This window comes from Leifsonia sp. KNZ12-8B (genome assembly GCF_056755495.1).
In genome coordinates, this window is the sequence record NZ_JBPGXM010000007.1 from 47,209 (window position 1) to 61,345 (window position 14,137).

At 74.1% G+C, this 14,137-nt stretch carries 10 protein-coding genes, 1 tRNA gene and 1 other RNA gene; 10 read left to right on the plus strand and 2 right to left on the minus strand.

Translation table 11 applies throughout. The features are described 5' to 3' along the window. Nucleotides 1-8 precede the first annotated feature (8 nt). Nucleotides 9-614, minus strand: a complete 606-nt coding sequence (locus tag ACR9ZG_RS02110; protein ID WP_481283169.1) for a TetR/AcrR family transcriptional regulator — start codon at nucleotides 612-614, stop codon at nucleotides 9-11. Nucleotides 615-704: 90 nt separating this feature from the next. Between ACR9ZG_RS02110 and ACR9ZG_RS02115 the strand changes: the two genes are divergently transcribed. Continuing rightward, nucleotides 705-1,727 (plus strand): aldo/keto reductase, encoded by a 1,023-nt coding sequence (locus tag ACR9ZG_RS02115; protein WP_481283170.1) that lies wholly within the window; start codon nucleotides 705-707, stop codon nucleotides 1,725-1,727. Between the two features lie 80 nt (nucleotides 1,728-1,807). Here ACR9ZG_RS02115 and ACR9ZG_RS02120 read toward each other — a convergent pair. Further along, nucleotides 1,808-1,895 (minus strand) — tRNA-Ser (locus tag ACR9ZG_RS02120). Between the two features lie 101 nt (nucleotides 1,896-1,996). On the opposite strand from ACR9ZG_RS02120, the gene ffs reads away from it, so the two are divergent. From ffs to recR, 9 genes are all read left to right on the plus strand, one after another. Beyond that, nucleotides 1,997-2,093, plus strand: an RNA gene (gene ffs, locus ACR9ZG_RS02125) — signal recognition particle sRNA small type. 158 nt (nucleotides 2,094-2,251) lie between these two features. Further along, the gene (locus ACR9ZG_RS02130; RefSeq protein ID WP_481283171.1) at nucleotides 2,252-3,613 is read left to right on the plus strand and encodes a DUF1254 domain-containing protein; all 1,362 of its coding nucleotides are present in this window, start codon (nucleotides 2,252-2,254) and stop codon (nucleotides 3,611-3,613) included. Nucleotides 3,614-3,615: 2 nt separating this feature from the next. Further along, a complete protein-coding gene (gene pta, locus ACR9ZG_RS02135; RefSeq protein ID WP_481283172.1) occupies nucleotides 3,616-5,760 on the plus strand; it encodes a phosphate acetyltransferase in 2,145 nt (714 codons plus the stop codon). Continuing rightward, nucleotides 5,757-6,953, plus strand: a complete 1,197-nt coding sequence (locus ACR9ZG_RS02140) for an acetate/propionate family kinase (RefSeq protein WP_481283173.1) — start codon at nucleotides 5,757-5,759, stop codon at nucleotides 6,951-6,953. The genes pta and ACR9ZG_RS02140 overlap by 4 nt, the downstream gene beginning before the upstream one ends. Nucleotides 6,954-6,997: 44 nt before the next feature. Then, entirely contained in the window at nucleotides 6,998-8,383 is a 1,386-nt protein-coding gene (locus tag ACR9ZG_RS02145; RefSeq protein WP_481283174.1) for an acyl-CoA thioesterase/bile acid-CoA:amino acid N-acyltransferase family protein, read from the plus strand. Further along, complete coding sequence (locus tag ACR9ZG_RS02150; protein WP_481283175.1) at nucleotides 8,380-9,678, plus strand: acyl-CoA thioesterase/bile acid-CoA:amino acid N-acyltransferase family protein; 1,299 nt, start codon at nucleotides 8,380-8,382, stop codon at nucleotides 9,676-9,678. Before ACR9ZG_RS02145 ends, ACR9ZG_RS02150 begins: the two co-directional genes overlap by 4 nt. Beyond that, entirely contained in the window at nucleotides 9,675-10,931 is a 1,257-nt protein-coding gene (locus ACR9ZG_RS02155) for an acyl-CoA thioesterase/BAAT N-terminal domain-containing protein (protein ID WP_481283176.1), read from the plus strand. Before ACR9ZG_RS02150 ends, ACR9ZG_RS02155 begins: the two co-directional genes overlap by 4 nt. 61 nt (nucleotides 10,932-10,992) lie before the next feature. Continuing rightward, a complete protein-coding gene (locus ACR9ZG_RS02160) occupies nucleotides 10,993-13,518 on the plus strand; it encodes a DNA polymerase III subunit gamma and tau (protein ID WP_481283177.1) in 2,526 nt (841 codons plus the stop codon). Nucleotides 13,519-13,521: 3 nt separating this feature from the next. Next, on the plus strand, nucleotides 13,522-14,118 hold the full coding sequence (gene recR, locus ACR9ZG_RS02165) for a recombination mediator RecR (RefSeq protein WP_481283178.1): 597 nt from the start codon (nucleotides 13,522-13,524) through the stop codon (nucleotides 14,116-14,118). Nucleotides 14,119-14,137: the final 19 nt, after the last annotated feature.

Here is a 14,137-nt window from a genome sequence, read left to right on the forward strand (position 1 = left end):
GGCTCGTGTCACCCACCGGAGGAGCGGTGATCCGACGCGCTTTCCCCGGCGCCGGTCCGGAGCCCGTCGATCAGCAGGCGCACCATCGCATTCGGAGACCCGTCGCCGGAGGGCGCGCGGTGGCTGAGGTCTCCCACCGCCTGCAGGAGGTCGAGCGGGTCGACGCCGGAGCGGACCTCGCCCGCGGCCGCGGCAGCGTCGAGCAGCGAGCGCATGGCCGGGCCGAGCTTCTCGGCGAAGTACCGAGGGAGGGAGTCGAACGCCGGATCGCCGGACCGCAGCGCCGCCGAGAGCCCCTGCTTCGTCGCGACGAAGCGGGTGAAGCGGGCGATCCACAGCTCGAGCGCCGCACCGGGCGTCTCGGTCGCGAGGAACTTCTCCGCGGCCGCGGCGGTGGCATCGATCTCGGTCGTGAAGACGGCGGCGACGAGGTCCGACCGGGCCGGGAAGTGCCGGTACATCGTGCCGACCCCGACGCCGGCCTCTGCGGCGATCTCGCGTGCGGGGGCGTCGACGCCGGAGCGTGCGAAGACGGTGCGGGCGGCGGCGAGCAGGGCCTCCTGGTTCTTGCGCGCGTCGGCTCGCGCGGGACGTCCGGCAGCGGGGGATGCCATGGGACTCCTTGCGTAAACGGAACAATGTTCCGTATAGTGATCCAGCAGTAGCGGAACGTTGTTCCGTCTTTGCAGACTACAGGAGGATCCATGCAATACCGCACCCTCGGCCGCACCGGCATCAAGGTCACGCCGTACGCCCTCGGCGCCATGATGCTCGGCTCGTTCGGCAACCCCGACCGGCAGGAGGGCGTCCGGATCATCCACCGCGCTCTCGACGCCGGGATCAACTTCGTGGACACGGCCGACCGCTACGGAGACTCGGAGGAGGTGGTCGGCGAGGCCATCGCCGGCCGCCGCGACCAGGTCGTGCTCGCGACCAAGTTCTGGGGACCGGTGGACGACGACATCAACCACCGCGGCGCCTCCCGCCGCTGGATCATGCAGGCCGTCGAGCGCTCGCTCCGCAACCTCCGCACCGACCACATCGACCTCTACCAGCTGCACCGCCCCGACCCGGAGACCGACATCGAGGAGACCCTTTCGGCCCTCACCGACCTGGTGCGCCAGGGCAAGGTCAGGGCGATCGGGAGCTCGTCGATGCGCGGGTCGGAGATCGTGGAGGCGCAGTGGGCGGCCGAGCGCCGCGGCTTCGAGCGCTTCCGGACCGAGCAGCCCAACTACTCGATCCTGGACCGCGAGATCGAGCGCGAGATCCTCCCGGTCGCGCAGCGGTACGGGATGGGGACCCTCGTCTACAGTCCGCTGGCCGGCGGTGCACTGACGGGCAAGTACCGCGCGGGCGCGGCGAACGACAACTTCCGGGCCGGGACCGGCATGCGCCATTTCCGCGACGAGCGCCGGCTCGCGGCGATCGAACAGCTGCTCGCCCTGGCGGACGAGGGCGGCATCCCGCTGACCCACCTGGCGATGGCCTTCACGATCGCGCACCCGGGGGTCACCTCCGCCATCGCCGGCCCGCGCACGATGGAGCAGCTGGAGGACACGCTGGCCGGCGCCGAGGTGTCGCTGTCGGACGAGATCCTCGACCGCATCGACGCGATCGTCCCGCCGGGCGAGAGCATCGGCGCGATGGACATGGTCTACCGCGGGCCGGAGGTCGCGGACGCGGGGCTGCGGCGGCGGGCGGCGGGGGAGCGGTCGGCGGCCTGAACGGACGGAGAAACCTGAGCAGACGAAGAACCTGAGCGGACAAGAAAGGCGGGTGCTCGCGCACCCGCCTTTGCCGATCGTGGCGGAGAATGGGGGATTCGAACCCCCGAGGGCTTGCACCCAACACGCTTTCCAAGCGTGCGCCATAGGCCACTAGGCGAATTCTCCTGGGTCGTCATCATCCCTTGCGGGAGACGGCTTGAAGTATCTTACCGGACGGCGGGAGCGCTCGCTGCACCACGCTCCCAGCGTCACCCGCTACACTTGTTCTCGGCTCCTCACGTGGCGCCATCCAGGCCAACTCCCCCAGGGCGGAGACGCAGCAAGGGTAACCGGGCTCTGGCGGGTGCGTGAGGGGTCTTTTTCTTTGCCCGCGCACTGATTCCTCGCCCGCGTTCACCGCCCGCGCTCTGTGCCATCGCCCAGCGAAACCGTCACCCCCTCCGCGTAGAGTGTGCGCGAGTGACACCGCTCTTCTACGTTCTGTAGAATGAGAGTCCCGCATCGTGGAGCGAGGTGGTGGAGTGACCGAGCACGGGTTGACCGAGCACGGATGGGCTGAGCTGGCCTCCGAGGCGTACGTCGTCGGGTTCCCGCTGGTGTTCGACCTGGAGCAGGTCGACCGCTTCACCCGGCTGGGCATCGGTTCCGTGCCGCCCACTCCCTTCAACGCGTTCGGTCATGCCCGCGCGCTGGCCGGCCCGGCTGACGCGTTCGTGTCGATCAACAACGACACCCTGTACTCGATCGCGCAGGTCGACCTAAGCGTCGGGCCGGTGCTGCTATCGGTCCCGGAGGCGGGGGACCGCTACTACGTGCTGCAGTTCGTCGACGCGTGGACGAACAACTTCGCCTACGTCGGCACCCGCGCGACCGGCGAGCGGGCGGGCGAGTTCCTGCTGGTGCCTCCGGGGTGGGAGGTTCCCTCCGACGTGCCGCAGTCCGCCGAGAGCCCCACGATCATCCGCTTCCCGACCAGGGTGGGCACGATCGTCGGCCGGTGGGCCGTCGCGGGCGAGGCTGACCTGCCTGCCGTCCACGCCCTCCAGGACGCCCTCAGCCTGGTGCCGCTGCGGCGCGCGCTGACCCCGCCGGACGGGCTGCCGCCGGTCCCGCCGGCCGCCACCGAGGCGCTCACGTTCTTCGAGCGGATGCGGGTGTGGTCCCAGGCGTTCCCGCCGGCCCAGCGCGATCTCGGTGCGCTCGCGTCCTACGCCGAGCTGGGATTGACCGGCGATGTCCCGATCCCCGAACTGCCGGAGGCGCTGCTCGCGGCGCTCGAGACCGGGTACGCGGTGGGCAAGGAGGCGCTCCAGGCCGGGCTGCGCTCCGCCGCCGCGGTCGTCGACCACTGGCAGCTGAACCTCCACGCCTTCGACTACAACCTCGACTTCTTCGAGGTGGGCGCCCTCGACGACCCGGCGTGGCGGCTGGACGACCAGAGGACCCGCTACGCCACCCGCGCCGCGGCCGCGCTGGGCGGGCTCTGGGGCAACCACGGCTACGAGGCGGCCTACGCCTCCACCTACGAGGACGCCGACGGCGCGCCGCTCACCGGAGAGCACGTGTACCGCCTGCGCCTGTCGCCGACCCCGCCGGTCGGCGCCTTCTGGTCCCTGACGATGTACGACCTGCCGGAGTACTTCCTGGTCGAGAACCCGATCGGGCGGTACTCCATCGGCGACCGGACGGAGGGGATCGTGTACGACGACGACGGAGGACTGACCATCACGATGAGCGCCACCCGACCCACCGACCCGACGGCCGCGGCCAACTGGCTGCCGGCACCGGAGGGCGAGTTCCGCCCGCTGCTGCGCATGTACGCGCCCGGTGACGACGTGCTCACCGGCGCGTACCGCCTCCCCGCGATCGAGCGGGTCGGCTGACGATGGCGCGCTCGCTCTACATCACCTCGGCGGAGGGGCACACCGGCAAGTCGACTGTGGCCCTCGGCGTCCTGGAAGCGCTGCGGCACTCGGTCGAGCGGGTCGGCGTCTTCCGGCCCATCGCCCGCTCGACCGTCGAGCGCGACTACGTCCTCGAGCTGCTGCTCGGCCGGGTCACCGCCGACCTCTCCTACGAGGAGGCCATCGGCGTCACCTACGAGGACGTCCACGCCGACGCGGACGCCGCGCTGGCCGAGATCGTGCACCGGTTCCGGGCCGTGGAGGCGCGCTGCGACGCGGTCGTCATCCTCGGCTCCGACTACACGGACGTCGGCAGCCCCACCGAGCTGGCCTACAACGCCCGCATCGCCGCCAACCTCGGCGCCCCCGTGCTGCTGGTGCTCGGCGGCCGCATCGGCCAGGGGCTCGGCGAGCGCCTGGGTCAGGCCGAGCCGCGCTCCGCCGAGGACCTGCGGCAGCTGGCCGAGCTGGCCGTGGCCGAGCTGCGCGAGGAGCACGCCGGCCTCCTGGCCGTCGTCGCCAACCGCGCGGACGCCGAGCACCTCGACGACATCGTGACGGCGGTGGGGGAGGCGGTCCGCGCCGCCGCGCCGAGGGGCAGGCGCGCAGCGCCCTCCGACCCCACCCCGGTGTGGGCGATCCCCGAGGACCCGTTCCTCGTCGCACCGAGCATCCGCTCGATCATGGAGGCCACGGGCGCGTCGCTGCTCGCCGGCGACGAGGAGCTGCTGGCCCGCGAGGCGCTCGGCGTGGTCGTCGCGGGCATGTCGATGAACAACGTGCTCCCGCGGCTCGTGGAGGGTGCGGTCGTCGTCGTCCCCGGCGACAGGACCGAGGTGCTGCTCGCGGTGCTCATGGCCAACGCCTCCGGCACCTTCCCGTCGATCGCGGGCATCGTGCTGAACGGCGGGTTCGACCTCCCTGAGCCGATCGAGCGCCTCCTCGCCGGACTGCGCTCGCCGCTGCCGATCGTGCGCAGCAGCCTCGACACCTACGAGACGGTCGTGCGGATCACGCACGCCCGTGGCCGCCTCGCCGCCGACTCCCAGCGCAAGTACGACACCGCGCTGGCGCTGTTCGAGCGGCACGTCGACGCCGGCGCCCTGCTCGCCCGGCTCGACGTGAGCAGGCACGAGGTCGTCACGCCGCTCATGTTCGAGTACGACCTCCTGGAGCGGGCGCGAGCCGCCGACAAGCACATCGTGCTGCCGGAGGGCGAGGACGACCGCGTGCTGCGGGCGGCCGCGACGCTGCTCGCGCGCGGGGTCGCGCGGCTCACCATCCTCGGGGAGCCGTTCGAGGTGCGCTCGCGGGCGATCGAGCTCGGCCTCGACCTGTCGAAGGCGGAGGTGCTGAGCCCGTTCGACGACGTGCTCCGGCTCCGCTTCGCCGAGGAGTACGCCCGGCTGCGGGCGCACAAGGGCATCACGGTCGACCAGGCGTCGGACACGGTGACCGACTCCTCCTACTTCGGCACGATGATGGTGCATCTCGGGCTCGCCGACGGGATGGTCTCGGGTGCGGCGCACACGACGGCGCACACCATCCGGCCCGCCTTCGAGATCATCAAGACCCGGCCGGGCGTCTCCGTCGTGTCGAGCGTCTTCCTGATGGCGCTGGCCGACCGCGTGCTGGTCTACGGGGACTGCGCGGTCATCCCCGACCCGACCGCCGAGCAGCTCGCCGACATCGCGGTCTCGTCGGCGACGACGGCGGAGCAGTTCGGCATCGAGCCGCGGGTCGCCATGCTGTCGTACTCGACCGGCGACTCCGGGACGGGCGAGGACGTCGACAAGGTCCGCACCGCCACCGCGCTGGTGCGGGAGCGGGCGCCGCAGCTCGCGGTGGCCGGCCCGATCCAGTACGACGCGGCGGCGGATGCGGCCGTCGGGGCCGCCAAGATGCCCGGCTCGGAAGTGGCCGGCCGCGCGACCGTGTTCATCTTTCCCGACCTCAACACCGGCAACAACACGTACAAGGCGGTGCAGCGCAGCGCGGGCGCCGTCGCCATCGGGCCGGTGCTGCAGGGCCTGCGCAAGCCGATCAACGACCTCTCGCGAGGAGCGACCGTGGACGACATCGTCAACACCGTGGCCATCACGGCGATCCAGGCGGCTCTCGGATGAGCACCGTCCTCGTCGTCAACAGCGGCTCGTCGTCGCTCAAGTACCAGCTGATCGACGCGGCGAGCGAGGAGTCGCTGGCCACCGGCCTCGTCGAGCGGATCGGCGAGGCCAGCGGCCACATCCGGCACCGCGGCCCGGAGGGCACGAGCGAGCGCTCGCTGCCGATCCCGGACCATACCGCCGCCTTCCGGGCGATGCTCGACGCCTTCGCCGAGAGCGGTCCGGACCTGGAGGCCGACCCGGTCGTCGCGGTCGGGCACCGGGTCGTGCACGGCGGCAAGCGGTTCTTCGAGCCGACGATCGTCACGCCGCTGGTCGAGATCAACATCGAGGACCTCGCCGACCTCGCACCCCTCCACAACCCGGCGAATCTGCAGGGCATCCGCGCGGCGAAGACGGCGTTCCCCGACGTGCCGCACGTAGCGGTGTTCGACACGGCCTTCCACCAGACGCTCCCGCCGGAGGCGTACACGTACGCGATCGACGCCGGGCTGGCCGAGCGGCACCGCGTGCGCCGCTACGGCTTCCACGGCACCTCGCACAAGTACGTGTCGGAGGCGGCCGCCGCCTTCCTCGGCCGCCCTCTCGGCGAGCTCAAGCAGATCGTGCTGCACCTCGGCAACGGCGCGTCGGCCTGCGCGGTCGACGGCGGGCGCTCGGTGGAGACCTCGATGGGCATGACGCCGCTGGAGGGCCTGGTCATGGGCACGCGCTCCGGCGACCTCGACCCGGCCGTGCTGGTCCACCTGGCGCGCCGCGCGCAGCTGAGCACCGACGACCTGGACGAGCTGCTGAACCGGCGCAGCGGTCTCCTCGGCCTCACCGGGCACGGCGACATGCGCGACGTGCGCGCGGCGGCGCGGGAGGGCGACGAGAGCGCGCGACGGGCGCTCGACACCGTCGTCCACCGGCTCAAGCACTACATCGGCGCGTACACGGCGCTGCTCGGCGGCCTCGACGTGCTCGTCTTCACCGCGGGCATCGGCGAGAACGACGCCGCGCTGCGGGCGGAGGCGGTGGCCGGGCTGGAGGTCCTCGGCATCCGGCTGGACGACGAGCGCAACGCCGCGGCGTCGGGCGAGCCCCGGGTGATCTCGGCCGACGACTCGGCGGTCACCGTGCTGGTGGTGCCGACGAACGAGGAGCTGGAGATCGCGCGCCAGTCCCTCCAGGCGGTGGGCGCCGCCGGCTAGGGCCGGGCGGCGCGCGAGAGGCGCGACAGACAGGCAGTGGCAGGATGCGGCGACGGAGCGGCGGACGAGCGGGAGGGCATGGTCCCGGCCCGGGGGAGCGGTCGCGGCTCGCCCGCCTGCTCGCCGCGGTCGCCGTCACCGTCGGCCTGACCCTGCTCGCCGGCTGCGCCCCGTCCGACGGCGGCGACTTCGGTCCGCGGTTCGTGACGCCTCCGCTCATCCGTTACAGCTCGGTGCTGTGGCCGGTGCCGCTGCAGCTCGTGGGCGCCGAGCCGGGCAGCAGATTGCGGCTGGCGGCCTCCGTCACGACCGACCGCGGCACGTGGAGGTCGTCTGCCACCTACACGGTGCCCGCGAGCGGCACGCTCGACCTCGCCTCGGCCCGTCCGCAGCTCGCGCCGTTCCGCGAGCCCGACTCGATCGGGCTCTACTGGTCGCTCCGCGGGCCCGAGCTGACCGGCCGGGACCTCGCCCGGCAGTGGATGCGCGAGACGCTGCCGGTGCGCCTGACCGCATCGGCCGGCGACCGCGTGGTGGCCGAGCGGACGTTCCGGCTGGAGGGGCTGGCCTCGAATCTCCGCCCCCGCACGGTCTACACGCGCGACCTGCTGGCGGCGGAGGCGAACACGACCGCCGACGGCAGGGACTCCGGCCCTTCTCCCGGCCTCCCGCGGCAGACGCACGAGGATCAGCCCATCGGCCGGTATTGGAGCGCTGCCACGCTGGAGCGACCGGTCACCCCGGCCGTGCTGATGTTCGACGACGCGTCGCCCGGGGCGTCTGGCTCGTTCGCCGCCCCGCTCCTCGCACAACTGGGCGCGTCGGTGTTCGTACTGCCGGTCACCGCCGACGGCGACGGCGTCCTCCTCTCCAGCGTGATCGACTCCGGCACCGTGGAGGCCGTGCTCGACTGGCTCGGGGAGCGGGCGGACGTCGATCCCCGCTCGCTCTTCGTCTACGGCACGGGCGCCTCCGAGCAGCTCGCACTGTGGGCGGCGAACCGGTTCGGGTCGCGCTTCGAGGGCGTGTTCGCGTCCGGCGGCACCCCGGCGCTGGTGTGCACGCCGTCGGGAGGCTCCCCGGTCGTCGAGGATGGCATCGACTGGCCGTGCCGGGTGGCCCCGGCGCCGGTCACTCCCGCCTCCATGTTCCGCCTCGACCATGTGCCGGGCGCGGTCGTGCTGGCGTGCGCCGAGCACGACGAGGTGCTGCCGGAGGCGTGCGCGTGGCAGCAGGCGCTCGCCGCCGGCCGGGTGTCGGAGGAGGGCTCGGTCACCCTGGTCGCCGAGGGCGCGGCGCACGCGATCACCGTCCCGCCCGGGCTCCCCATCGCCGTGCCGGAGGGTGCGCCCGCCCAGCCGACCGAGCAGGCCAGGATCGGCTTCTGGGACGCGGTCGGCCGCGTCGTGTTGCGGGCGGCGCGGTCGTGACCGGACGGCGCGCGCGGCTCACGGCGCTGGTCGCCGCGACGGTCTGCGCCGCCCTCCTCGCCGGCTGCGGGCTGTCGACGGTCGGCGGACCGCGGCTCTCCGTGCAGGAGTACGGGACGACCGTCACCGGCGAGGTCGGCATCACGCTGCGCGGGCTGCGTCCTGGCGAGCCGGTCGTGCTGACGGCGACCGCGCAGACCGCCGCCGGCATCTGGCGCTCCCGGAGCGTCTTCCCGGTGCCGCCGGACGGGACGGTGTCGCTCGCCGCGCAGCCTCCCGCCCTCGGCCGCTACACCGGCACAGACCCGGGCGGGCCGCTCTGGAGCATGACCGGGCCGCCCGCCGGCCAGGACGAGCTGGAGCGGGCCTGGGCGTACGGCGGGGTGGATGTCGTGATCGCCGCCGAGCAGAGCGGCAGGAGGGTCGCGACGGCGACCCTGCGGCGGCAGGGGCTCGCCGAGGTGACGGTGCAGCGGTTCGTCACGCCCGAGGAGCTGGTGCCGGAGGGCGTCCCTCCCGACGCGACGGGCACCCCGTCGATCGCGACCGTCGGCTGGATCGTGGCGCCCACCCCGCTGCCGAGCGCGCGCCCGCGGCCGGGCGTGCTGCTCATCGACGGCGATGAGGGAGGGGCCTCCGCGGTGTTCGCGGCCCGGGTGATCGCCGCCGCGGGGTTCCCCGTCTTCGTGCTGCCCGCCTTCGGGCCGGAGGGGCAGCTGCCGGGGTCGGCCGCGCTGTCGGTGGAGGCGTTCGACACGGCGCTGGCCTGGTTCGCCGGCCGGCAGCTCGTCGACGACGATCGCGTGTTCGTCTACGGGACAGGGGCGGCGGCCGGGATGGCGCTGTGGTTCGCCGCCCACCGGCCGGCCCTCGTGCGGGGCGCGATCGCGGCGGGCGGCGCGACGGCGCTGCTGTGCGCGGCCAGGGGAGGCTCGCCGACGCTGACCGACCGCGGCGAGCCGGTCCCGTGCGAGGAGCCGGGGCGTCCGGCCGCCGACACCGCCCTCCCGCCCGTGCGCCTGATCCCCGGGCCGGTGATCCTCGCGTGCGGCCTCGCCGACGAGCTGCTCCCGTCGTCGTGCGCGTGGGCGTCGGCCGTGCAGGCCGCCCGCGGCCCGCGTCTCGGCGACATCGCGATGCGCACGCCCGGCGCCGCTCACGACGTCGTGACCGCTCCGCTGCTGCCGATCGGCCTGGACGACCTGCCGCCGGCGACCGCGCAGGCCACCGAGCAGGGGCGGCGCACCTTCTGGGCCGCGGTCATCGGCACGCTGGAACGGGAGGTGCGGCGGTGACCGGGCGGCGCCTCCCGCGCCTGCTCCGGGCTGCCGCGGCGCTGGCCGCGCTGCTGCTGCCGGCGGCGGTGCTGGCGGGCTGCGCTCCTGGCGGCACCGGCGCCGGCCCGCGGTTCCAGGTCGCCCAGAACCCCAGCCCGGCGTGGGAGGCGGTGCACCTGCGGCTGGTCGCCCTGCCGCCGGGGGAGCGCGTGGCGATCACCGCCGAGGTCGGCCGGCTGTGGACCTCCCGGGCCGTCTACGCCGTACCGGCCACGGGCGTCGTCGACCTCGACCGCGAGGCGCCGCTCGAAGCGCCGTTCACGGGCGCCGACGGGATGGGCCTGTTCTGGTCGCTGCGCAGCGCCTCGGGGGCCGCCGCGACGGCCGACGAGGGCTGGGGCATCAGCACGCAGACCGTCGAGCTCACCGCGGCGATCGCGGGCAGGAGGGTCGCGGCGACGCGGGTGCAGCGCGTCGGGCTGGCCGCGGCGGCCCCCTCGCGCGCGGTCTTCGACGCCGGGATCAGCGGCGACTACTTCCATCCCGTCACGACGAAGGAGGGGCTGCGGCCGGGCGTCCTCGTGCTCGACGGCACGGACCCCGGCGCGCAGACCGGCGTGCTCGCGGCCTCCACGCTGTCCGCGATGGGGTACCCGGCGCTCGCGCTGTCGACCTACGGGCCCGCCGGGCAGCTCGACCCGCGCCGCGTCTTCACCGCCGAACGGCTGCTGTCCGCGGTCGCCTGGCTGCGTTCGCAACCGGGCGTCGACGACCAGCGCATCTTCGTGTTCGGCACCTCGCGCGGCGCCCAGCTGGCGCTCTGGTCGGCGGTGGCCTACCCCGGCACGATCTACGGCGCCATCGCGCCCGCCGGGACGACCGGGCTCGTCTGCCCGTCGCCGGTGCCGACGCCCGCGGTCACCGTCGGGGGCTCGTGGGTGCCGTGCGTCACCGGGACCCGAGAGCCGTCGCCCGCCGCGGTGCTCGACCTCGCGCGCATCCCCGGACCGGTCGTGCTGGGCTGCGCCGGTGCCGACGAACAGCTGGAGACGGGATGCGCGTGGCTGGACGCCGCCGCGCGGATCCGGCCGCCCGGCACGTCGGACATCTACCTCCGGGAGCCCGGCGCGACCCACTACTTCTACCTGCCGCCGTACACGCCGCTGCTCCTGCCGCCCGCGCCGCACGCGCAGCCGACGGAGCGGGCGCGCGTCGCCTTCTGGAAGGCCGTGCAGGCCGCGCTGTCGGCGCCGACGAGCCTGCTGCGCTGAGGCGGACGCGGAGGCGCCGCTCTCCCGGGCGGATGTCGGCGGCGGCAAGTAGCATGTGTGGGTGGTAACCGCTCTCTATCGCCGCTACCGGCCCGACACCTTCGCCGACATGATCGGACAGTCGCAGGTGACCGAGCCGCTGATGACGGCGCTCCGCTCCGACCGGGTGAACCACGCCTACCTGTTCTCGGGCCCGCGCGGCTGCGGCAAGACGACCTCCGCGCGCATCCTCGCCCGCTGCCTCAACTGCGCGGAGGGGCCCACCGACACCCCGTGCGGAAAGTGCGCCAGCTGCATCGAGCTCAGCCGCGACGGCGCCGGGTCGCTCGATGTGGTCGAGATCGACGCGGCCAGCCACAACGGCGTCGACGACGCCCGCGACATCCGCGAGCGCGCGATCTTCGCCCCCGCCCGCGACCGCTACAAGATCTTCATCCTCGACGAGGCGCACATGGTCACGCCGCAGGGCTTCAACGCGCTGCTGAAGATCGTGGAGGAGCCGCCGGAGCACGTGAAGTTCATCTTCGCGACCACCGAGCCTGAGAAGGTCATCGGCACCATCCGCTCCCGCACCCACCACTACCCGTTCCGGCTGGTGCCGCCCGCGCAGATGCTCGAGTACGTGCAGAGCCTCTGCGACAGCGAGGGCATGCGCGTCGCGCCCGGCGTGCTGCCACTGGTCGTGCGGGCGGGTGGAGGCTCGCCGCGCGACACCCTCTCGCTGCTCGACCAGCTCATGGCCGGCTCCGAGGGCGACGCGATCGAGTACGAGCGCGCGGTGGCGCTGCTCGGCTACACGCACGCCGCGCTGCTCGACGACGTGATCGACGCGATCTCCGCGCGGGATGCCGCCGGCGCCTTCGCCGCGGTCGACCGCGTGATCCAGACCGGGCAGGACCCGCGCCGCTTCGTCGAAGACCTGCTGGAGCGCCTCCGCGACCTCATCGTCGTCGCGGCGACCAGCGTCGAGGGCGCGGCCGCCGTGCTCCGCGGGGTCCCGCAGGACGAGCTCGACCGGATGGGCGTCCAGGCCATGAAGTTCGGCGCGGCGGAGCTGAGCCGCTCGGCCGACATCGTGAACGCGGCGCTCACCGAGATGACCGGTGCGACCTCCCCGCGGCTCCACCTCGAGCTGATGATCGCGCGCGTGCTCGTGCCCTCGGCCGACGAGAGCGAGCGCGGCGCGCTGGCCCGCGTCGAGCGGCTGGAGCGCCGCGTCGGCGTGAGCGACGCGGTCGGTGCCGGCGGCGGTGCGAGTGCCGGTGCCGGTGCCGGTGCCGGTGCCGCGGAGCCTGCGCGGGCCGTCGCGGCGGCGCCCGCTGTCGCGCCCCCTGCGCCCGCGCCGGCAGCGACCCCGCCCGCAGCACCTGCGCGGCCCGAGCCCGTGGTGGTGGAGTCGGTGGTCGCCGTGGAGGCGGCCGCGGCTCCTGCGGCCGCCGCCGCTGCCGTGCCCGCCGCCGCTCCTGCAGCCGAAGCTGCTTCCGCCGGAGCGGCTGCCGCTCCCGCGCCTGCTTCTGCTCCCGCGGAGCCGACCTCCGCCGCCCCGGCCGCGCCCGCTGCCGGCTCTGCGTCCGCACCTGCCGCGACGGCCCCCGCCGCACCGGCCGCCGTCGGCCCGGTGACGACGCAGCAGGTCAAGGATGCGTGGCCGCAGATCCTCGACGCGGTGCAGCGCGCCAAGCGCAGCGCGTGGATGGTCGTGTTCACCGCGCAGGTGCGCTCGCTCAACGACGACGTGCTGACGCTGTCGTTCCCGAGCGACAACGACGTGCAGAGCTTCCGCCAGCCGCAGGCCCCCGGTGCGCAGGGCGTCAGCGAGTACCTGCGTCAGGCGATCGTCGACGTGCTCGGCATCCGCGTCAAGTTCATCGCGCGCGCCGACGGTGCCACCGCCGGCGGCGGAGCGTCCCGCCCGAGCGGCGGGGCGCCATCCGCCCCCGAGGCGGAGACCTGGCCCGGCGCGGCGGACGCCGCAGCAGAGGAGCCTTCCCCAGCGGCCCCCACGGCCGCTCCCGCTCCGGCCGCTCCCGCTCCGTCCGCTCCCGTCGCGGCTGCGCCGGCCGCCTCGAGGGCTCCGGCCGCCTCGACGGGTCCGGTCACCGAGTGGGCGGTCGTCTCGATCCCCAGCACCGCGCCGGAGGCGACCCCGGCCGCGGCCGCCGGCGCCACCATCGAGCGCGACGGCTCCGCCGTCACCGCCGCGGTGGTCGCGCCGCCCGCCGCCGCGCCGCGCACGGCCCCGGCCGCCGCGCCCACGGCACCCGCGCGACCCGCGCCCGCCGACGACGAGCCGCCGTTCGACGACGTCCCGCCGCCCGAGACCGAGCCGCCGTTCGAGCCTCCCGTCCCCGAGGAGCCCACCGGCGACTGGAGCGCCGACGCCGCCCCGCAGGCACCCGTCGCCGAGCGCCCGGCCCGCACCGCGGAGCGCACGGCACCCGTCGCCCAGCGCAGCGCGCCGGCCGCCGGCTCCCGCACGCCGACGTTCCAGCAGCCGCAGCGCTACGGCGAGGCGGTGGTGCGCGAGATCCTCGGCGCCACCTTCCTCGAGGAGCAGCCCGCTCCGCAGAACCCAGGGATGAGGTAGTCCGTGTACGAGGGCATCGTCCAGGAGTTGATCGACGAGCTCGGCCGCCTCCCCGGCATCGGACCGAAGTCGGCGCAGCGGATCGCGTTCCACATCCTCCAGACCGAGACGTTCGACGTCACCCGGCTGGCCGAGGTGCTGATGGAGGTGCGCGACAAGGTGCGCTTCTGCGAGATCTGCGGCAACGTCTCCGAGGAGGCGACCTGCTCGATCTGCCGCGATCCGCGCCGCAACCCCGCGCTGATCTGCGTGGTGGAGGAGGCGAAGGACGTCGTCGCGATCGAGCGCACCCGCGAGTTCCGCGGCCTGTACCACGTGCTCGGCGGCGCGATCAGCCCGATCGACGGCGTCGGCCCCGACGACCTCCGCATCCGGCAGCTGATGCAGCGCCTCGCCGACGGCACGGTGCAGGAGGTCATCATCGCGACCGACCCCAACCTCGAGGGGGAGGCGACCGCCACCTACCTGAGCCGCCTGCTGACGACGCTCGACATCCGCGTCACCCGCCTCGCCTCCGGCCTGCCCGTCGGCGGCGACCTGGAGTACGCCGACGAGGTCACGCTGGGCCGCGCCTTCGAGGGCCGCCGCCAGATCTCCTGACCCTGTCTCTTATACACAT

What these genes read in the sequence shown, in the direction of transcription:
- pta (WP_481283172.1), top strand. Translation starts at nt 3,616, where the DNA reads ATGGCGCGCTCGCTCTACATCACCTCGGCGGAGGGGCACACCGGCAAG.
- ACR9ZG_RS02110 (WP_481283169.1), bottom strand. Translation starts at nt 614, where the DNA reads ATGGCATCCCCCGCTGCCGGACGTCCCGCGCGAGCCGACGCGCGCAAG.
- ACR9ZG_RS02140 (WP_481283173.1), top strand. Translation starts at nt 5,757, where the DNA reads ATGAGCACCGTCCTCGTCGTCAACAGCGGCTCGTCGTCGCTCAAGTAC.
- ACR9ZG_RS02145 (WP_481283174.1), top strand. Translation starts at nt 6,998, where the DNA reads ATGCGGCGACGGAGCGGCGGACGAGCGGGAGGGCATGGTCCCGGCCCG.
- ACR9ZG_RS02115 (WP_481283170.1), top strand. Translation starts at nt 705, where the DNA reads ATGCAATACCGCACCCTCGGCCGCACCGGCATCAAGGTCACGCCGTAC.